The organism is Mesorhizobium sp. L103C131B0, assembly GCF_000502275.1.
In the GTDB taxonomy this organism is placed as follows: Bacteria; Pseudomonadota; Alphaproteobacteria; order Rhizobiales; family Rhizobiaceae; genus Mesorhizobium.
This window is the reverse complement of sequence record NZ_AYXC01000014.1, coordinates 71,443-91,809: the sequence shown is the minus strand read 5'-3', so window position 1 is coordinate 91,809 and position 20,367 is coordinate 71,443. Positions and strand designations below refer to the sequence as shown.

Annotated in this window: 19 protein-coding genes; 6 read left to right on the top strand and 13 right to left on the bottom strand. The window is 59.2% G+C overall.

Annotation, left to right across the window (positions count from 1 at the left end; translation table 11 throughout):
• Positions 1-120 precede the first annotated feature (120 nt).
• Genes X730_RS143880 through X730_RS1000000168225 form a run of 3 tightly spaced genes read right to left on the bottom strand, consistent with a single transcriptional unit; the run spans position 121 to position 2,162 of the window.
• Complete coding sequence (locus tag X730_RS143880) at positions 121-354, bottom strand: hypothetical protein (RefSeq protein ID WP_023684750.1); 234 nt, start codon at positions 352-354, stop codon at positions 121-123.
• Entirely contained in the window at positions 347-1,315 is a 969-nt protein-coding gene (locus X730_RS143885; protein WP_245261396.1) for a DMT family transporter, read from the bottom strand. Before X730_RS143885 ends, X730_RS143880 begins: the two co-directional genes overlap by 8 nt.
• 13 nt (positions 1,316-1,328) lie before the next feature.
• On the bottom strand, positions 1,329-2,162 hold the full coding sequence (locus X730_RS1000000168225) for a hypothetical protein (protein ID WP_023826943.1): 834 nt from the start codon (positions 2,160-2,162) through the stop codon (positions 1,329-1,331).
• Positions 2,163-2,273: 111 nt separating this feature from the next.
• On the opposite strand from X730_RS1000000168225, the gene X730_RS143895 reads away from it, so the two are divergent.
• Entirely contained in the window at positions 2,274-3,242 is a 969-nt protein-coding gene (locus X730_RS143895) for a LysR substrate-binding domain-containing protein (protein ID WP_023733891.1), read from the top strand.
• Positions 3,243-3,479: 237 nt separating this feature from the next.
• Here the strand turns inward: X730_RS143895 and X730_RS1000000168220 are convergent, their stop codons facing one another.
• Positions 3,480-3,632, bottom strand: a complete 153-nt coding sequence (locus X730_RS1000000168220) for a hypothetical protein (RefSeq protein WP_023693936.1) — start codon at positions 3,630-3,632, stop codon at positions 3,480-3,482.
• A 136-nt stretch (positions 3,633-3,768) separates the two neighbouring features.
• Here X730_RS1000000168220 and X730_RS1000000168215 point away from each other — a divergent pair, with 136 nt between their 5' ends.
• The 3 genes from X730_RS1000000168215 to X730_RS143905 all read left to right on the top strand — a co-directional run bounded on the left by X730_RS1000000168215 (position 3,769) and on the right by X730_RS143905 (position 6,612).
• Entirely contained in the window at positions 3,769-3,936 is a 168-nt protein-coding gene (locus X730_RS1000000168215) for a hypothetical protein (protein ID WP_023684745.1), read from the top strand.
• Positions 3,937-3,986: 50 nt separating this feature from the next.
• Positions 3,987-6,068, top strand: a complete 2,082-nt coding sequence (locus X730_RS143900; protein WP_023826942.1) for an ATP-dependent helicase — start codon at positions 3,987-3,989, stop codon at positions 6,066-6,068.
• A 241-nt stretch (positions 6,069-6,309) separates the two neighbouring features.
• Entirely contained in the window at positions 6,310-6,612 is a 303-nt protein-coding gene (locus X730_RS143905) for a DUF982 domain-containing protein (RefSeq protein ID WP_023670262.1), read from the top strand.
• 33 nt (positions 6,613-6,645) lie between these two features.
• Here X730_RS143905 and X730_RS1000000168210 read toward each other — a convergent pair whose 3' ends face one another.
• Positions 6,646-7,047, bottom strand: coding sequence for a hypothetical protein (locus X730_RS1000000168210; RefSeq protein ID WP_196813848.1), 402 nt, complete (start codon positions 7,045-7,047; stop codon positions 6,646-6,648).
• An 18-nt stretch (positions 7,048-7,065) separates the two neighbouring features.
• Positions 7,066-8,187: an acyltransferase gene (locus X730_RS143915; protein ID WP_081731615.1), complete on the bottom strand. Its 1,122-nt coding sequence runs from the start codon at positions 8,185-8,187 to the stop codon at positions 7,066-7,068.
• Between the two features lie 484 nt (positions 8,188-8,671).
• Between X730_RS143915 and X730_RS143920 the strand changes: the two genes are divergently transcribed.
• A complete protein-coding gene (locus X730_RS143920; RefSeq protein ID WP_155922482.1) occupies positions 8,672-11,761 on the top strand; it encodes a glycosyltransferase in 3,090 nt (1,029 codons plus the stop codon).
• 44 nt (positions 11,762-11,805) lie between these two features.
• On the opposite strand, the gene X730_RS143925 is transcribed toward X730_RS143920, so the two are convergent.
• The 7 genes from X730_RS143925 to X730_RS143955 all read right to left on the bottom strand — a co-directional run bounded on the left by X730_RS143925 (position 11,806) and on the right by X730_RS143955 (position 19,486).
• Positions 11,806-12,477 (bottom strand): class I SAM-dependent methyltransferase, encoded by a 672-nt coding sequence (locus X730_RS143925; RefSeq protein ID WP_023754709.1) that lies wholly within the window; start codon positions 12,475-12,477, stop codon positions 11,806-11,808.
• Positions 12,478-12,536: 59 nt separating this feature from the next.
• Positions 12,537-13,286 carry a class I SAM-dependent methyltransferase gene (locus X730_RS143930; RefSeq protein WP_031203073.1) on the bottom strand — a complete coding sequence of 250 codons (750 nt, stop codon included), beginning with the start codon at positions 13,284-13,286 and terminating at the stop codon, positions 12,537-12,539.
• Positions 13,287-13,327: 41 nt separating this feature from the next.
• On the bottom strand, positions 13,328-14,839 hold the full coding sequence (locus X730_RS143935; protein ID WP_023826940.1) for a hypothetical protein: 1,512 nt from the start codon (positions 14,837-14,839) through the stop codon (positions 13,328-13,330).
• Positions 14,839-16,260, bottom strand: a complete 1,422-nt coding sequence (locus X730_RS143940) for an MBOAT family protein (protein WP_023826939.1) — start codon at positions 16,258-16,260, stop codon at positions 14,839-14,841. Before X730_RS143940 ends, X730_RS143935 begins: the two co-directional genes overlap by 1 nt.
• Positions 16,261-16,683: 423 nt before the next feature.
• Complete coding sequence (locus X730_RS143945; RefSeq protein WP_023711912.1) at positions 16,684-17,469, bottom strand: GGDEF domain-containing protein; 786 nt, start codon at positions 17,467-17,469, stop codon at positions 16,684-16,686.
• Between the two features lie 397 nt (positions 17,470-17,866).
• Positions 17,867-18,526, bottom strand: coding sequence for a hypothetical protein (locus tag X730_RS143950; protein WP_023826938.1), 660 nt, complete (start codon positions 18,524-18,526; stop codon positions 17,867-17,869).
• 447 nt (positions 18,527-18,973) lie between these two features.
• Positions 18,974-19,486: a DinB family protein gene (locus tag X730_RS143955; RefSeq protein WP_023684734.1), complete on the bottom strand. Its 513-nt coding sequence runs from the start codon at positions 19,484-19,486 to the stop codon at positions 18,974-18,976.
• 259 nt (positions 19,487-19,745) lie between these two features.
• On the opposite strand from X730_RS143955, the gene bluB reads away from it, so the two are divergent.
• The gene (bluB, locus tag X730_RS143960; protein WP_023826937.1) at positions 19,746-20,357 is read left to right on the top strand and encodes a 5,6-dimethylbenzimidazole synthase; all 612 of its coding nucleotides are present in this window, start codon (positions 19,746-19,748) and stop codon (positions 20,355-20,357) included.
• Positions 20,358-20,367: the final 10 nt, after the last annotated feature.

Below are 20,367 nucleotides of genomic sequence, written 5' to 3'. Positions count from 1 at the left end.
TTCTCTTGATGTATCGACCTAGCTGCACCCCCCAACGGGTCGCTAAGTCTCAATAAACGATCAAGAATCGGAACAGGAGGATGTTTCCACAACAGGTTGCAACGTTGCAAATTAGAAAATCTAATACTTGGAAACGGCCGACTTCGCGCCAGCAGATTTCAACTGCACGGACGCCGCAGGTTTAGAGTCGGCCAGTATGTCCAGAATGCGCTTCCAGCGGGCGCACCGGCCGAAATCTTTTTGCTCTATCGCCTTTTCGGCCTTCATGGCGGCGTAGAGCGGCGCCTCGGCGCCGAACTCCTTGAGCAGCCAGAATGCTTCCTGTCTGGCGAGGCGTTCATCGTCGTCAAGCATGTTCAGCCTCCGAGCGTTCTATGCCCACCGCAATACAGCTGCCGATGACGAGGACCGCACCGGCTATCGCGGTCAGCGTCAGCCTTTCGCCCGAAAGTGTCAGCAGCAGCGTCGATGCGATCGGCGTCAGATAGGCGATGACCGCAACCTTGCCGCCGCCTTCAAGCTTCAAGGCGCGCGACCAGAAATAATATCCCAGCCCCATCGGGCCGGCACCGAGATAGAGGCCAAGCAGGAGGTGCTCGCTGGATGGCCAGGCAGCGCCGTCGTGAATACACCACAGCAAGGTCAGGCCGACGCCGACCAACGCCGAAGGCAAAAGCAAACGCTCCGACGGTGTGGCCAGGCGGGCGACCGCAATCGAATAGAAGGCCATGCACAGCGCCGAGCCGAAGGCAGCGAGATAGCCGACGATGCTGCCTTGGAGAAAAGGCTGGCCGCGACCACCCGAGATCACCAGCGCCACGCCGACAAAGCCGAGCACGGCAGTCAACCCCAGCAGCACGGGGCGTTGCCGCTTGCCCAGCACGATGACCGCCGCCGCGACCATCAGCGGCCAGGTGTAGGCGACGAGATTGGCCTCGATCACCGGCATGGAGGCAAAGGCGATGTATTGCAGCACCATGGTGCCGACCAGGCCAATAAAGCCGACCGCGACCGGCGCCAGGGTGCCGTCAGCACCCTTGGAAAAGGCTGCGTCTTGCGTGTCCCCCTTCCGGCTCGCCAGATGGATGACGGCGAACACCAGAGCCGCTCCACAAAATTGCAGCAACTGCACGAGCGACACTGGATGGCTGGCCAGCAGGGATTTGCCGACCAGCGCGTTGGTCGACCACAGGGCGACCGCGCCGGCGGCGAAGACCAGGGCCGATGGCGAGCCGGATCCATCCCGGAATCGGCGCGACGGTGCCTTGTCCTTATCGCCGACCATGATGTTACCGACGACCAAACCGGCGTCCACTTCTATGCTCTGGCTACCATGAATCCCTTGACCCGCCCGGGACCGGCGCATCGGCCGCCGCCGCAACCGGACGTTCTTCCTCGAAGCGGCGATAGGCCGGCAGCTGGTTCGTCCAGACGTCTTCGGCGAGCTCGTTGACCCATTCGCGATCTTGATCATTGTCGGCTGCGAGATAGAACATGCGATTGTCGTCGACGTAGGGCTTGGCCACAGAGCGCTGGTTGAGGACCAGCGTGACGCGCGAGCCGAGCTGTATCGGCGCGGTGCGGTGCAGCACACCGAGAAACTGGCCGAGCGTGGCGTAGTTCATCTTGTGGTCGATGCGCATGACCTGGTTGCGCGGAATCTCGCGGCCGGATTCAAGGATGGCGCGGCCGGTCTCGGAATCGTCGCAGTAGATTTCGAGATGGCCGCCGACCAGCGGATTGCTGATCGACAGCGGAATGAGTTCGGTGACCGGGACACCGTCGCAATGCCAATCGACGGCGCCGTCCTTGGGATTCATGAAAGTGACGGTCGAGCCGACGATCGACAGCGGATAGGGCTCGAGCTTGGTGCCCATCATGTCGGACAGACGTTCCAGGCGCAGCTTGTCATGCAGCAACTCCTTGATCTCCGGGATAAAACGGTCGGCGCCGGTGATGAAGGTAAGGTCGAGGTGCTTGTGCACGGCGTGGCTGGCCTTGAGCTTCAACGCCGCCTCTTCGATCGCCGCCAGCAGCGCCGGGTCGTAGCCATGCAGATACTGCGCAACGCCGAAACCCGACACTTTCCAGGCCGTCTCATGACCGATAATGGCTTCTCGGCTCATCGCGTAGCGCAGTTCAGGTATGGTATGGGCGTTCATTCTACTTCTCCAGGATGGGGGCATCACTTGGTAAACTGTCGATTAATTTCCCCACCCCTGTAAAATTAGGAATGCTGGTGCTAGTGTAAGCCCAGCTTAAGGTCGAAACGCGTGCGTCTGCTCAGTCAGGTCAACCTCAATTCGCTGAAGATTGTCGAAAGTGCCGCCCGGCACCGTAACTTCACGCGCGCGGGCGAAGAGCAGTTTATTACTGCTTCCGCCGTCAGCCAGCGCGTCAAAAGCCTCGAGGAACAGCTGCGCTTCAAGATCTTCCAGCGCGGCGGCAATGCGGTGTCGCTGACGCCCGAGGGCGAGACCTATGTGTCGCGCGTTCGCGAGGCGCTGGAGCGCATCGTGGCGGCCAGCATGGAGGCGACCGGACAGTCGCAGGCACATGTGCTGAAGATTTCGGTGCTGCCGACGTTCGCGGCGCGCTGGCTGTTTGCCCGCCTGCCGCTGTTCCAGCGGCAATATCCCGAAATCGAAATGCGGGTCTCGACCTCCTACGCCACCAATGAGTTCGCCACCTCCGAGTTCGACCTCGAGATCCGCTATGGCGACGGCAGCTTTCCCGACCTCAAGGCAGACCTGCTGTTCAAGGAGGATTTGACGCCGGTGTGCAGCAGGAAGCTGTTCCACGAGGTTCTCGGCGACAGGCCGCCGTCAAAGGTGACGCCCGACGACCTCAGGCATTTCACGCTGCTGCATTCCGACACCTGCACGCAGAACTGGCAGTCGTGGCTGGGTTTTGCCGGCGCGAGTTCCGTGCTCGGCGAGACCAAGAGCATCTATTTCGATTCCTGCATGATGTCCTATGAGGCGGCCAATGCCGGCATGGGCTTTGCAGTCGCCAACCGCGCCTATATGGCGAGCGAGATCCGCGCAGATAGGCTGGTGGCGCCGTTTGCCGTGCATCACCCCAACACCGCCGGCTGGTATTTCGTCTGCCCGGTCACCGCGCCCTACACGCGCAAGGTGGAACTGTTCAAGCAGTGGATAATGGCCGAGGCGGCGCTGACGCAGTGCCAGTTGGACGCCGGGATTGCCGGCGGCCCGGTGCTGCGGCAGGCGATGGCCTGAGGTCGGATTCTTTCCGCGGCCTTGCGGGATTTGCGGCCGTTTCAGCTGGTTTTGCGCAGACGGCACGAGCAGAACCGGCACGAAAACTGCCACCTCATGACGCAGGCGAGAGACTCAGCTATCTTCGGTTGTTGCGGCGGACCTGATATCCGCCTGGCCGGCGCTATCAGCTCACCTCCCAAGCGGCGCCGGCCTTCTTCTCCTGAAAGCCATTTCTCGTCTCCCGCCGGAAAACGATCATTGCGCCGGCTGATCGCCGCTGGCCGCCGGCTTTGGCGCCGAATCCGTCTGCGGAGTTTGATCGAGCACCGGGGCTTTGGTTGGCTGGATGTCGCCGTCGCAGGCGGCGAGCGCCAAGCTGGCGGCTAGCAGAATCAGAAGCCTCTTCATGGCGACCTCCTAGGTCTGCCCTCTCCTTCGTAAGGCAACGAGGTGGTTCGGCTTTGGTTGCACGCTCGCAAACGACGCCGCGTCGGCTGGAACCAAACGGCGGCTCTGAGGTTGGTTGCCCAAAGGAGATCGCGCCATGATCCGTCTGCTCATTACCGGCCTTTTCGCTTACGCGACCTATCGCATCGCCAAGGAGATCATCAAGGACGTGCCCGACAATTTCGATCCGTTGCCGGTGCCTGGCGACGAACGCGCCGCCTTGCGGCGCCAGTCGGCGGCAACGGGTGTCGCGCCACGGCGGTAAGGGCGACTTCCGCCCGTTGCGAACAAAGCGGAAACGATGCTTGATAGGCGATGACCATCGCCATCAATGATTCGTCCTTGCAGCCCGCCTATCTGGCGAAGCTCAACGCCGAGCAGCGGCTCGCCGTCGAACATGGCGACGGCCAGATCGCCGGGCCGCTGCTGGTGATCGCCGGCGCCGGCTCCGGCAAGACCAACACGCTCGCCCACAGGGTTGCGCATCTGATCGTCAAGGGGGCTGATCCCAGACGCATTCTGCTTATGACATTCTCGCGCCGCGCCGCCACCGAAATGGCTAGGCGGGTCGAACGCATCGCCGGCGAGGTGCTGGGCCGAGACGCGTCCGTCATCGCCGATGCGCTGGCCTGGGCCGGCACGTTTCACGGCATCGGCGCCAGGCTGCTGCGTGACTATGCGCTGACGATCGGCCTCGACCCCGCCTTTACCATCCATGACCGCGAGGATTCCGCCGACCTGATGAATCTTGCCCGGCATGAGCTTGGATTCTCGAAGACCGAAAGCCGGTTTCCGACCAAGGGCACCTGCCTGGCGATTTATTCGCGCGCAGTAAACGCGCAAGCGCCGCTCGGCGAGGTGCTGGGTTCGGCCTTTCCCTGGTGTGCCGGCTGGACCGAACAACTGAAGGCGCTGTTCGCCCGATATGTCGAAGCCAAGCAGGCGCAGAACGTGCTCGATTACGACGACCTCCTGCTCTACTGGGCGCAGATGGCCGCCGAGCCGGAGATCGCGGCGCATCTCGGCTCGCGTTTCGACTATGTGCTGGTCGACGAATACCAGGACACCAACCGGCTGCAGGCCTCGATCCTTTCGGCGCTGAAGCCGGACGGCGCCGGACTGACGGTGGTGGGCGACGACGCGCAGTCGATCTATTCGTTTCGCGCCGCGGAAGTGCGCAACATCCTCGATTTCCCGCAACAATTCGCGCGAGCCGCCGATGTCATCATGCTGGAGCGCAACTACCGCTCGACCGAGACCATTTTGGCGGCAGCCAATGCAGTCATCTCGGAGGCATCGGAGCGCTTCACCAAGAAGCTCTGGTCGGAGCGCAAATCCTCGCAAAGGCCGAAACTGGTCAGCGTGCGCGACGAGGCGGAGCAGGCGAACTATGTCTGCCAGGCCATCCTTGCCGAGCGCGAGGCCGGCACGGTGCTGAAATCGCAGGCGGTGCTGTTTCGCGCCTCGCACCACAGCGGCCCGCTGGAGATCGAATTGACGCGCCGCAACATCCCCTTCGTCAAGTTCGGCGGGCTGAAATTCCTCGACGCCGCCCATGTCAAGGATGTGCTTTCGGTGCTGCGTTTTGCCGAGAACCCGCGCGACCGCGTCGCCGGCTTCCGCGTGCTGCAGCTCCTGCCCGGCATCGGCCCTTCGGCGGCGAGCACCATCGTCGAGACCATGGCGACATCGCTCGACGAGGAAATGGGGCTGGCCCGCTACCGGCCGCCGCAACGCGCGGCTGAGGACTGGCCAGCCTTCGTTGCGCTTTATTCCGGCCTGCGCGCCCGGTCGGGGAAATGGCCGGCCGATCTCGAACAGGTCAGGCTGTGGTACGAGCCGCATCTTGAGCGCATCCACGAGGATGCGACGACGCGGCGGGCCGACCTCATGCAGCTCGAGCAGATCGGTTCCGGCTATGCTTCGCGCGAGCGCTTCCTGACCGAGCTTACGCTGGATCCACCGGATGCGACCAGCGACCAGGCCGGGCCGCCGCACCGCGACGAGGACTATCTGATCCTGTCGACCATCCATTCGGCCAAGGGCCAGGAATGGAAGAACGTCTTCGTGCTCAACACCGTCGATGGCTGCATCCCGGCCGATCTCGGCGTCGGCACCAAGGAAGACATCGAGGAGGAGCGCCGGCTGCTTTACGTCGCGATGACGCGGGCCAAGGACGGCCTGCATCTGGTGACGCCGCAGCGCTTCTTCACTCACGGCCAGGCAGCGCGCGGCGACCGCCACGTCTATGCCTCGCGAACCCGTTTCATCCCGGCCTCGATCCTCGGCGCCTTCGAGCAGACCTCTTGGGCGAGCGTCCACGCAAAGGACGATCCGCGCCACAGACCTGAAGTCCGCGTCGACCTCGGCGCCCGCATGCGCGACATGTGGAAATAGAAGCCGCCGCAACCGCGGATGCCGGCCGGGGAGCGACCTCAAGAAGCAAATCGGCCTGTCATGGCATCTCTCAGGGAACCGCGGGCCGCCAGCCGCGTTTTCTGGCGTCCAACCCGCGATCGGAGAGCGGCGACCGCCGCCTTCCGCCCATCCANCGCGGGCCGCCAGCCGCGTTTTCTGGCGTCCAACCCGCGATCGGAGAGCGGCGACCGCCGCCTTCCGCCCATCCAGAGAGGCCAGAATGCACGACGCGATGTTCTTCACCCCGGTTGCCGTTAGCGTTGGCGCCGGCCACAAACGCATGCTCGCCTCGCTGTTCGAGATGCATGATTTCCTGACCGAATTTCCGCCGTCACGCCGGCGCCTGAGCTATGGCGCGGCCGTGAGGGCTTGCGAGGCGGCGCGCGCCGGCGAAATCTCGACCGAGGCCGCACGCGATGCCCTGATCACCTTTGCAGTCACGGCAGGCATCCTCTGGCCCGCGGTCCAGCCGGCCGTCTCGGTCAAGCCGGTCGCACATGGTTATGGCGGCTACGCCGTCTGAGACGGCCGGGACCGGGCCTGCCCAGCAAAAAGATCACTCGGACTTGCCGGCAGACGTCGGCGAGGCCTGTGCCAGCCTTGCCGACGGGGCGGTCTGTTCGGTGTTGCCGACAAAGAGTTGATCGCCGACAAAGGGATAGGCAAGCTGCCGATGATAGAGCGAGGGAACCGGGTCATCGGTGCCGTATTCTGCGGCATCCTGTCGGGCATGAACAATGTGCCTCCCAGCATGTCGAGCAAAGGGCAGCTGCCCGGCGAAATTCTTGTCCCAGGCTTCGCGCTCATTGGCACGATGCCAGTGATGAAATCGCGGTGACGCCAGCAGCCATTTCAAAGGCCGTTGCGGCCGAAGATCGGCTCGCCAGAGATTAATGCCAAGGGATGAACGAATCGCGGCTGGCCACGGATTGCTGCCATTTGCCGGCAGGGGCCGCATGCCTGGCCAAACCAAGTCTCAGGTTTGGCGAATCGCCAACCGTTCCGACAGCGCAGGCAGCGGCACTGCGGCGACTGGAGAGCTTGCCGCCATCTGCCCGGATCGCGGCGGCCTTTTGAACAGCCCGCCTGCCCACCGCGTGGACGGGCGCTCGATCCATCGATAGCTTGCCCAGCTTACCATCAGGACACAAACGCCTGTGGTAACGATGTAGGAGAGGACACCCGCTGAATGGCTCAACCAGGCACCGAACAACAGCGACACTGCGATCATGGTCGGCCAATGCCACATATAGGTCGAGTATGAAATATCGCCCAGAAATGTGACCCACTTGGCTGGGCGCGAGCCGGCGCCCTCCAATGACAGCGCGCCCCATACGATCAGCGACGCAGCCGTTCCATAGATGGCGAGGCGAAGCAGGCCGGTCGTGGTCCCGAGCATCGGCCCAGCGTAATAACCGGCTACAGCCACAATGACACAGCCCAGAACTATGCAGACTCTCGGAAATGGCAGCGATCGGCGGCTCGCGACATAACCGATCAGCAATCCCGGCAGGAACTCCACTGTGATAGGGGCGGCAAAATACAATCCATGACCCCAGCCGCGCTCTGCTGCAGTCACAGCCACAATATGGGCTACGCCCCAGACAGCGATCACCGCTCCCGACCTTCGACCGAACAGCATGGCCAAACCCGCGACAAGGTAAAATTGAATTTCGAAGCAAAGCGTCCAACTGACCGGATGCAGAAAATTCGTCGTCACCAAGCCGAGGGTTTTCGGCGTCAATTGTGAAAAATCGACGGGATAGAGACCCCCGCTGCTGAGCAGCACGACGATTGTCGCGCCGAGGGAAAGCCAATAGATCGGATAGATCCTGACAAAGCGCCGCATAAGGAATTGCAGGGAATAAAAAGGGTGACCCGCGTTCTCCTGCTGCAGGAGACCTGCGATGATTACGCCACTGACGACGAAAAAAATGTCGACCCCGAACGCTCCGAAATGCAAGAAAAAGTTGTAGGCCGTAGCTCCCCATTGGTTCTTGCCAAATGATGAGACCGTACAAATATGCAAAAAAACAACTAAAGTTGCAGCGATCCCTCTTAACGCTTGTATTGAAAGTGATTTCGAGCGAAGATTCATATCTCACCCAGAAAAAACGATATTTTCTTTGGCATATTGCGGGCATTTCTTGATTAACCTATCATCTCTCTTAAGATTGTCGATTCACTCCTTTCATCGCTCCACAGGCTGATGTCAAAAGCCCGGAAGCTAACTGTTTCCGCGAGTTTAGACAGTGCGAGAGCCACGAACTGTTCCTGGCATTCGGGCCGGCCGACCGGCAAAGCAAGGTGCCGTGGCACTTAGCTGCTCCGCACGGCTACTTCCGCAAAAAACGATATTTTTAGGTTAGCAGGCGAAATTTCGTGATGAATTGGAATCAATGAGCAGATTCGACATCTCGCCCTGCAATCGTAAAATATGATTTTTCTATAAGCATGACACGATATCTGTAAGATTCTTATATTTCTAAGATGATATCGCGGTTCTACTAAAAGTAGGAAACAAAACATGCCGATAATCTTTGAATGCATATTGTGGAATGAAGCTCTGACGGCTAACCTACTTGGCAGAGTGGGAAGTGATGCGCTATTTTTTGCAAAAAGCATGTCACGGGGCTAAGTTAAGAAATAATATCAGCATACAGATGGGTGAAATCTTGGTGAATACACGAGATGTATTGTCGAACAGGCCGAGTCACCGGTGGAATAAACCCAACATTGGCGCTCTGTTCGCGACGGTTGGACAATTCGGTATCCAGCAGTTTTTTGACTTCCGCAAAAATCCCGCCGTCGAGAAGGTCAATGCACCATCTTCCAAAGCGCTGATTGACGAAACGCTCACAAAAGAGAAAGCAAGCCAGCTTCCCAAGCTTATGTGCGCACTCGACGTTCCTTCGAGCCGCTCATTTCACGTCGGCAAGGGGCTTGCGCTGTACCTGCAGGGCTGGGCTTTCTGTCCCGGCAACGCGATCAGACGGCTCTATGTCCTGGACGGAACCAGGCAGCATGAAATCAAGAACCATTCCTGGGCTCGGCCCGATGTCGTGCACTGCTTCTATCCCGCGCAGGATTCAACTGGCGGCAGCCTGTTCTCCGAATTCACCACCATATTGCCGATCGAGGAGATTGCGGAACCGGAGACCCGCGAACTGCGACTTCTTGCCGAGCTTAAATCCGGAGACATGATCGAGCAGTCTCTTGCCGCCTTCAGGCTCCAACCTGGGACCAACCGGCGACCGGTGAAGGTGAAATGGCCGGCCACTGGTCCCAAGATTGCCATCTGCATGGCGGCATACAATCCGCCACAGGAACTTCTGGAGCAACAGATCGCGTCAATCATCGGTCAAGACCACAAGAACTGGATCTGCATCATCACTGATGACAGCTCAAATTCCTCTTCCCGTCGCGATATTCTTGATTTGGTAGAGAATGATAAACGATTTATTTACGTTAGAAACAGGGAACGGAAGGGTTTCTACAAGAATTTCGAAGAGTGCCTTTCGCTGGTACCGGTCGGTGCAGAGTTCGTCGCGCTGGCAGATCAGGATGATCGTTGGCGTGCGGACAAACTAACCAAGCTCGTCCAGGCTTTGCCGGAGAACAAGAAACTCGCATTCAGCGACTGTCGTATCGTGGCCGCCGATGAGGTCGTCTCCGACACGTATTGGAGCCATCGCAAAAACGAATATACGGATTTTCTTTCGCTATTCCTCGGCAATAGCGTGAGTGGCGCCGCCAGCCTATTTCGCAGCGACATTCTCGACCGGATACTGCCGTTTCCGCAAAGGCTGGTGGATGCCTACCACGATCAGTGGATTGCACTTACTGCCCAGGTTGCGGGCGGGATTTCCTACACCCACGAGCCTCTGTACGATTATCATCAGCATGGAGCCAACGTGGTGGGGCAAGTCGTCGTGCCCTACGCCGGCGTTTCCCATTCAATAGGGTTTCTCCTGAAAGGCGTCGGAAACAAGCGTGCCTTGGTTGAGGCAGGTCGAGCTTTGCTGCACCAGGCACGCAGAGATTTTGTGGGGACGCTGGAAAAGGCCATATTCGCCGAGACGCTTCGGTTGCGAAACCCCGGGATGCCGGGAAGGCTGGGCAAGATAGTCAACCGCATGTCGCGCCTGACCACCAGCTTGGCCGAAGTGATCCTTCTGAGGTTTTCAGCCGCGCTACGGCGCCGTTCGACATTGAACGTCGAAGGACAGATGATGAACGCGGCCTTAGGTGTCAGGGCAAGAAATCTTGCCTATCGGTTGAAGAAAGCCAAATATTTGCAGTATGTCCGCAAGATCGCCACGGGATCCGACGCTCTGCCAAAAGCTGCGGCCTCCGGAGGGATACCGAGCGTCGCGGATACAAATGCCAGCTGGATTATTCACAATATCCAGCCGTTGACGCTGCGGGTGTCGAAGCGCGAGCCAAAGCGCGTCAACATCCTCCTGGCAACGATCGATTTCAAATATATTTTCGGAGGCTATATCGGCATGTTCAGCCTGGCGCTGCGCCTGCGTCGGGAAGGTTTTCTCGTCCGGATCGTGACGTTGGAACATACGGAACTGGACATGGCGCTCGCTCGCGAGCGCATCAAAGGTTATCCCGGCGTCGAACAATTGTTTGACGAGATCGAAATCGAACATCGGTATGATCGCGATGACGAATTGTTCGTTAATCCCAATGATCGCTTCATTGCCACCAATGGCTGGGCGGCCCATGTCGCGCACCACGCCAGCCGGAAACTGGGACAGGACCGTTTCATGTTCATGGTCCAGGAATATGAACCCTATTTCCTACCCATGAACACGATTGCCGCACTGTTCCAGCAATCCTACCGCTTCCCGCAGTTCCAGCTTTTCTCGACACCCTTGCTGCGCGACTTTTTCAAGCTGAACAAGATCGGCGTGTTCTCGCAACCGGGTGCGAAGGAAAACCACGCTGTGTTCCGCAACGCCATCCAAAAATTCAAACCGTCGATAGACGACATGCGCGATCGCGAGCGGCGGATTCTTTTCTACGCCCGCCCGGAAGCACATGCCGCGCGCAATATGTTCGAACTCGGCATAATGGCGCTTGCCGAGCTGGCCCGTTCCCCGGGTTTCGACGCAGACAAGTGGAAGTGCTACGGGATGGGCTCGATCGGCGGCGCCAGCAAGATCAGGCTGGCGAAAAATGTGGTCATGGAGATGCTGCCGAAGACCGATTTGCAGACCTATACCGAACGGCTACCGCACCATGATGTCGGCCTCTCGCTGATGCTGACGCCGCATCCCAGCCTGGTGCCGCTGGAAATGGCTTCGGCCGGTATGTGGACCGTGACCAACACGTTCGAGAACAAGACGGCTAAGAGCCTGCGGGATATCTCGACCAACCTGATCGCTGTGGAGCCGACGCTGGAGGGCGTTGTCGCCGGGCTCAAGGACGCCATCTCGCGCGTCGATCAATACGATAAGCGGCTGCAAGGCTCGCGCTTCGATTGGCCGACCGACTGGAACGACGCCTTCTCCCAGGCGACGATGAAAAAGATCGTCGACTTTCTGTCTGATGCGCCGATCCTTCCCGTCGCGATCCATTCGCCTCGAAAAGGGACGCACAGCATTCGGGCGCCGGCGTTTAAAGCGCGTCGCCTAGCCGCGGGCTCGGCCCGCGGGTAGTAAGGGTTTGAAGAACAAAATCTTGTTAGGGCGCGACCGGCCCGTCAAGGTTTTTTCATGATCATGACCGATTGCCCAAGAGAAGCTCCACCCCATGGCGCTTTCGGGCCATCGACGAACTCCTTGATCGACAGGTTGGCGTGTCCGGCCCACACTTCCCACTGGTTACGCTCGATGAATGTGTTGAGGTAGTACACCCCCAGCGATCCTTCAAAGACCGGCCATTGAGTGGGCTCAGCCAGTTCAAGAAACGATATGACCGCCGTGCCACCCGGCTTCAGCGCGCGGGATACTTCCAAAAGATACGTATAGCATTCTGTCTGCAATAGATGCGTGAAAACGCTGAAGGCGTACACCACGTCAAATTCACCATCGCCGCACGGAAAGCTCAATTGCCGGTGCAGTCTATATTCGAAGTGCTTGGGTGTTTTGGTTTTCGCGTAGTCGAGCATGGATTGGACGATATCGGTTCCCAGATAGCGGCTGATATTAACCCTCTTGGCCAGGGCGTGAGCCACTCTTCCGCTGCCACAGCCAAAGTCGAACACGGCATCTCCATCTCGAATGCCGGCATAGGCCAGAACATCCGCGGCAATCTTGCCGATGCCTTCGTAGTTGCCTCCAACAGCGAGGCTCATCGCCTCGTCAAGCGGGTATTTCGCCAGAAGATCGGCAACGTGGCGCTCATAGTTCTCAACAAAATGATATTCAGCCATGGCTCTTCGTCTTTGTTTTTGGATTGAGCGACAAAAGCAACTTCCAGTCGTCGTTGCCTCTAGGCGGATTTTTGCACGATGTATTGGTCCTGGTATTTCCACCATGCGCCGGCTTCGTAGGATATCAACCGCGATCCCGGCAGCCGGCCGATCTGAAAGCCGACATATTGCGGATGAACGGTCGAACTGCCGTAATCCTGCTTGTCAAGGTCAATTTGTTCCGATTCAGCCTCGAATGCGATGCCATCAGGGCCAGGTGTCGGGATATGCGGATTGATGGCGCGGGCGGATTCGCCGATGGTCGTGAAGATCAGATAACCGCCTGGCGCCAGCAGCGAGTAGAGCGCCGAAAGCCATCTGCCAAAAGTGCGATCCGGAAGATGGGAAAAAAGCGAAATTACGGCGATGACATCGAACTGTCCGGGGATATCGAGGTGCTCAGGATCTTTCGACGACAGGAAGGCCGGGCATCCGAAATGTTTTCTCACGAACTCCACCGCTTCAGGATGGATATCACTGACCGTCAGGTCGCATAATTTCCGTAGATGGCGGGTGACCCGCCCATAGCCGGCGGCGAATTCGAGAACCCTCGGATTGCTCGAATCGGCGCCGAGGCTCCCGATTGTCCGCATCAGTTGTTCCGCGTCAGCCAGGCCGCCCTTGAAGTAGAATTGCAGACCGGTTTCGGCGTTCAATTTCAGGAAATGCGCCAACATCAGATCTTCGGAGTGAAGCGCTGGGCTTACCCCATAGGCCTCCGCAAATCGCTTCGCCGTCGCTTCGAATTCTCCAACAGCTAAGGTTGCCATGTCACCCTTTCGCTATTCTGTTTCACGAGTGTTTGCTGGCTTCATTTGGCCGCCTCATCATGAGCGGCGCGCCAGCCAAACTCTACATCCCTGAGGGTCGTTTGCTGGCCGGAATCGCCTGGGTCGATACGAATGGAACGCCCAGCCAGATAGTCGGGAAGAACCAGCGCAATCGTGTGGTCGCCAACGTCGAGCGGCACTTGAATCGAGCGACCAGCCACAAAAGCTCCGTCCTGGCCGGAGTGGGGTGAAAAAAAGATTTCGAATGTATCGGGGACTTTCAATGTCAACCGCAGTCGTATGCAGGGGATCTTTCCAACGCCGCCAGAGACGGGCACGGTGGCGACCATTTGGGGATCGGGGGCGGTGGTGAGATAACCGTTTGCGTCCGCAGCCATAGCTTGGAGCCTCGGCGAACCGGATGCGGGTGCAAAATCCCTGCATTCCCTGGCCGCCAGTTCATCACGTGCGACGAGGGCCTTGCCCAGCGTGTTCGGCCAAGAAAGAGGAAAGTTCAACACAGAATTGACGACCGCTCGCTCGACGCGGCTTACCACCAAGCGGTCGCTGGCCTGCACCGCTTTGGTGATCTCTTGGGGATCGGCATCGAAATTCAATTCGGCGCCGTGCCGGAACGGGTCCGTCAACCCGATTACTTTATTGTAGAACGAATCGTGCAAAACGAGGGTGGACTTCGCCTGGTCGAATTCTGCGACTGAAGCCAGTGCCTTTTTTTCCGCAGGAATGTCGATCTCGCTTTCCGGGTAGCCATTGCCAACCAGCAGCATTGTCGTTTCCATATCGGCTGGAGGCTGGGCCAATTTTCCGGTTAGTGCAGGTGGCGACATCGCCCTGGTGTCCCGAAACATCGCCGCGAGCAATTGGCGGAAGGCTATGGCCGCACCAAAGTTGGTCCAGTGGGTGTCCGCCTTGCCATACAGAATGTTGCCGGCGGGATTGCCCTTTTCGCTCCGCAGCGCGGTAAGGTGATCGACGATCTGGGGCGCCTCGACCCTAATCGCCGATCGCAAAAGTTCGGCACTTTGCTGTTTGCAGCCCCAGATCTTTTTGAAATGAGGGTCCAGAAATTCCGGATAAAGTGTGGATTTATCGGGCGCTATTGCAAAATACATATCAATTCCCGAGGCCTTGGCGACATCAAGCATGGCGCCAATGCGGGACACGGCCATTTCCACATCATATTGCTTTTGACATTCCCCCCCGAACCAGTCGTCCTTCCAGAACAGCCAGCCGTCCTTTCCGCTGGCTACATTGTTATGGTCATACTGGCGCACAATTCTCAGCAAGGCGGTGTTTCGAACGGTAATGGCCGTTTTCTTCAGTTGCGAGCGTTCAAGAAGAGCTGAAGCCAGTTGTTCGAACGCACCGCTCGAACTGGTGGACAGAGCTTCTACCGGCGGAAATGCGGTGAACGGTATTCGGCCATAAGGTTCAACGGCGCCGCGAACAGCCAGCACCAACAGCGGCGACGCGATGATGACCACGAAGGCTGCGGTGACTATTGCGCTGCATATTTTTCTGGCTGTTTTCATCAGAATTGGAAATACAGGAACGGAGTGTAGCCACCGCTCAGCGCCAACACCTGACATACCATCAGGGCAACAACCGTGTAGCAGGCGCCGGCGACATACAGCTTATCGCCTCTGGTCTCGCTTGTCAGCAACTGGCCGAACGAAAGCCGGCCGGGCAAAACGTAAATTGCCGCACCGGCCACAAGGGCGATCAGGCTGGTCGTGGCTATCGGCGCAGCCGCATCGAGGCTGAATGCACCAGCGGCGACGGGCGAAGCCATCGCCTTCCACAAAGACATTGCCTGTTCAAGCGACGTCGCGCGGAACAGCGGCCAGCTCAGCGTCACGACCGGCAGGAAATAGGCATATCGCAGCCACCCCTTCTCCAGCACTTTCGGCCAGGTGCCGGTGGCCACGCGCTCGACCAGGATGAAAAGCCCGTGGAACATACCCCAGCAGAAAAACGTCCAGGAGGCGCCATGCCAGAGGCCGGTTACCGCGAAGACGATCAACAGGTTTCGATAGGTCGCGATCCTGCCATGCCGGCTTCCCCCCAGCGGGATGTAGAGATAGTCGCGAAACCAGCTTGAAAGCGAGATGTGCCAGCGTCGCCAGAATTCGGTGATCGAACGGCTGGCGTAGGGTCTCTCAAAATTTTCCGCAAAGCGGATGCCGAACATGCGGGCAAGCCCGATGGCCATGTCGGAATAGCCGGAGAAGTCGAAATACAACTGGATGCCGTAGGTCGCGGCCGCCAGCCATGCCGTGGCAAAACCTATGGTGTCGTGGGGTGCGGCGAAAATGGCATCGGGGATCGGCGCAATACCATCGGCTATGATCACCTTTTTCATGAGGCCGTGAGCGAAGCGGGTGGCCCCAGTGGAGAAGTTCTCGAGAGATATTCTCGGCGCTCGAAAATCATCCACGACGTCCCGGAACCGCACAATCGGGCCGGCAATCAGGTGCGGAAAAAATGTGAAGTACGTACTGAAGAGCACGACATTGCGCTCTGCAGGAATTTCACGACGGTAGACGTCGATCAGGTAAGACAATGCCTGAAAGGTAAAAAAGGATATGCCGATCGGGAGGATTATGCCGGCGAATGTCGCCGACAGATTGCTGCCTGAAGTGAGGTCAAGGTTCACCGCTATGAAATCGAGATATTTGAAGAACACGAGAATGCCGACCAGCAGCACGATTGCCGCCCCGACAACTGCATTTCTCAATCTCGCGCTTTTGCAAAGGTCGACAGCCAGCGCGCCGAAATAGGCGATGACTACATCCGCGATGAGTATGATTACATAGGACCCTGACGACCAGTAGTAGAATGCCAGGCTCAGAACGAGCAGGCTTGGCCGAAAGGCAGAGGGCTTGGCAAAAAGAGCTATGGCAAGTGCGATAGGCAGGAAGAAGAAAAGAAAATTACTTGCCGAAAATACCATCCTGCCTCCAACCACGCCCACGCTCGGTGACCACCTCAGCTATAAGAGCCAAATTTGCCACCTGAGAGCTCACCATCTATATCGAATATAACGCGCATGGATGGCCAAAACACAAAAACAAGTCCCAACAGCGAAAATATCGACAAAAAGGTATAAGCGTTCGGTAATTCTCTCTGAATCATCCCCCGCTTCAGATAGTAGACGCCTCGCCTGATCTGTAAATGCTTATCTCTATGCACAGGTTGTTGATAACGCGCCCAAGCCGCTAGAGCGTTTCATCGTTTAGGGAAACGGCGAAACACTCTATCTCTTGTTCTGACGCAATTCCGAAAGAAAGCGCTAAGCGCTTTCCTGGGAACACACATTTTTCTTGGAATTGCCCTAAGGCGCTACGCCGAGCTGTCGGCGCACCGGTCCCAGCCCTCAATGCAAGGTCGGATCACCGGCCAGCAGGCCGCGCGGCCCGGTCGTTTCGAAACTGACCTGGTCGCGGCCGTTGGACTTGGCCTTGTAGAGGTGCCGGTCGGCCGTCAGGAACATGTCGGCATAGGTGGTGGGTCCGCTGAAGGCGACGCCGCCGATGCTCACCGAGAGGGGACAGGGCCGTCCATCCGGGGCAAACTCGACCTCGCGGATGCGCCGCCGGATCCCCTCGGCAACCAGCCAGGACTGCGACGGGTCGGCGCCAGGCAGGAAGATGGCGAACTCCTCGCCGCCGATGCGCCCGACGATGTCGGCGCCGCGCAGCTGGGCCTTGATCGTCTGCGCAATCAGCTTGAGCGCCTGATCGCCGCAATCGTGGCCCAATCGATCGTTGATGGTCTTGAAATGATCGGCGTCGACGATCAGCAGGGCGCCGGCATCGACGACGGCCTGGCTGCGCGCCTGTTCGAGATAGGCCTCGACCAGCATCGAAAACGCGCCGCGGTTGAACACCGCGGTCAGGCTGTCGGTCGCCGCGACGATGCTCAGATTCTTCTGGGCGATCGCCAGCTGGCGCATCTTGTACATCAGGAAAGAGAAGAACGATCCACCCAGCACGAGCGGCAGCAACAGGTCGGTGAGCTGCGCCCAGCGCAACGCTTCGGGCGACAGCGACGGAAAATTGTAGGAATCGACAAGGAAGGCCGCCGCGATACAGATCGCCGTGCCGACAACCGTGACTGCTATGACCCTGCCCAAGCTCGTGGGCGAAAGATCGACCCGCATGCCATTTCTCCCACTGTGTTCGCCATTTTGCAGCGGGAACACAAATGAAACCCTAAAATTCTACCCGCAATTCGAATGTGGTTAACCAGAACAATTCCAGGAAAAGCGTGAGCGACTTTCCCGGGAAAAGTGCGTAGCGCTTTCCCTTCGGAATTGCCAAGACAAAGGGATAGCGCGTTTCACCGTTTCCGTTAAACGATAAAACGCTCCGGCAACCGAAAGGCGCAATCGATTGCCTTGATATGAATGGCGACAAAAAGCCCGCCACTTGCGCGGCGGGCTTTCCGACTGGCCGGAGGCTTCTCGTCAGCGCATGTCCCTCGGGAAGTCTGGGCCATGCGGTAGGAGAGTGCCGTAAAGCCTCACGGCTGGTTCGACACTCCCGGCGAAACCTGTCTCAGCGACGCGAGATCATAAGGCATAGCTGCCGCAGATCGCTGTCGTAGGTGCCCTCGCTGGCGAGCACATCGACGCAGCGCTTCTTCATACGTGTCAGCTGGCTGTTCGACATGCTGGCGACGACACCGGGTGTCCCAGGGGTGCCTGGTGTTCCAGGAGTTCCTGGAGTGCCGGGGGTACCGGGCGTACCGGGCGTGCCCGGCGTTCCGCCAATGCCGACGCCGACGCCGACGTTGATGCCGCTGCCGACGTTGACGCCGACACCGGCCTTGATACCTCCGCTGCCGCCGACCGTGGCCCCAACACCGGCCTTGATGCCACCGGCTCCGCCGACCGTCGCGCCAGCGCCGGCCTTGATGCCGCTGCTACCGCCGACTGAGGCGCCGAGGCCCGCAGTAACGCCGCTATTGCCGCCGACTGTTGCGCCAGCACCCGCCTTGATCCCGCCGCTGCCGCCGACCGAGGCGCCAGCACCGGCCTTGACCCCGCCGCTACCGCCGATCGAAGCGCCAACACCAGCATTGATACCGCCAGCACCGCCGATAGATGCGCCGACACCGACGCCAATTCCGCCGCCTGCATTCGCGGGAGCGGCAAAAATAACGATAATTGCACCCGCCGCCAGTGTTCTAGCGATTTTCCGAGTGATATTAACCATGACACTCTCCTTGTTGCCGTTCTGCTTTGTGCACTGCAACATGCCAGCAAATCAAAGCAGACATATGCTTATGCACTCACAGCTACGCACGAGTCTTCCTTATAGTTTCTTTATTTTTTCCAAGAATAAGGATTGTAGTTCTCAAGGCGTGCACTGGTCTGCTAAAAAAAAATATGTTTTTGCTTCAACATTTAAACTTTGTTTAATTCTCTAAACAGAAATTCCACCGGAGTTGGAGCGGGTTGTGGCTGCGGCGGCCTGGAGCCGAAGGCCCACAAAAGGCGGGCCACCGACAGCCCAGCCACCTGGCCCCGTCACCGGGCAGCGTTGTGCCGACAGGGTCTTCACAACCCGGCTGGAATTCAGAGCTGGCGTCGGGGATGGATGGTCGGCGCAAATGTACCGGTAACGCTCCCGTGCGTTTAAACGGGAAGCGCGGTCAGGAGATCAGGCGTAGGCGCGGCCTTCGTCGGTGCGTTGAAAAAAGGCTAGGTCGAGCTGCACCGAAGGCCGGCCGAGAATGGTCAGGATGGCGTGCGCCTGGCCGCGGTGATGGGTCTGGTGGTTGAAGACGTGTCCCAGCGCCGGCGCCAGCCGCTGCGAGACGGTGCGCATGTCGGAAACGGTCATGTAGGAGAAGCGGCCGGACAAAGCCTTTTCGGTCAAACCGCCGACCCAGTCGACGATCCGCCTGTCCTCGGCCTCACGCGCCAGCTTCAAGCCAGGCAACGCGCGGTGCAGGATGGCGTCGAGTTTTGCCGGCGCGTCGCCCTCGCCGGTGAAGCGTTTCATCCAGATGCGGTCGGTGGCCAGCAGATGGTTGAGCGTGCCCATCATCGAGCCGAAAAATGCGCCGACATCGCGGTTGAACTCTTCTTCCTCAAGTGCGGCGACGGCATCGTAGATGCGGCCATTGGCCCATTGATTGTAGGCCGCGAACATCATGAAATGCTGTTTCATCTTTTTCCCGCCGACGAGTTCCGCTTCAGCCGCAGGCGACTAATTAGACCGCGAGGGCGCAGCCGCCAATGACCATTCTGTTCAATGAACTCGTCGGACACGACGCGACCCGTCCGTTCAGCCCGCATTGCTGGAAGGAGGCGGCGGCAGCAGCTTAGGCAGTAGGCAATAGGGTCCGAGCGCTGTACTGCCTACTGCCTACTGCCTATTCCTCACACAAGTCTCCTGATCGCCATGCCACCACCCCCCGATTTCACCGATGATTTTTCGCGCCGGGCTGGTCACGCTGCTGCGCTGGCGCCGGGATGTGCGGCGCTTCGAGCGGACGGCTTTGCCCGAGGGTACGCTGGAGCGGCTGCTGGAGCTTGCCAGCATCGCGCCGTCCGTCGGTCTCAGCCAGCCGTGGCGCTTCGTGGTGGTCGACAGCGCCGAGCGGCGGGGCGCGGTGAGAGACTGTTTCGAGCGCTGCAATGCCGAGGCGCTGGCATGCTTTTCGGGCGAGCGCGCCGCGCTCTATGCCCGGCTGAAGCTCGCCGGTCTCAGTGAAGCGCCCTGCCAGTTCGCGGTTTTCGCCGATAGGACAACGCAACAAGGCCATGGGCTCGGCCGCATGACGATGCCGGCAACCATCGACTATTCGGCCGTCATGGCGGTGCACACGCTGTGGTTGGCGGCGCGGGCGGAAGGCATCGGCATGGGTTGGGTGTCGATCCTCGATGCGGCCGAGATGGCCGAGATTCTCGACACGCCGCCTGAGTGGACGCTGATCGGCTATTTCTGCCTCGGCTATCCCAGCGAGGAGCATGAGATGCCGACGCTGGAGCGCGAGGGCTGGGAGCGCCGGCGGCCGCCCGTTGTTATCAGGCGGTAGTGATACTGAC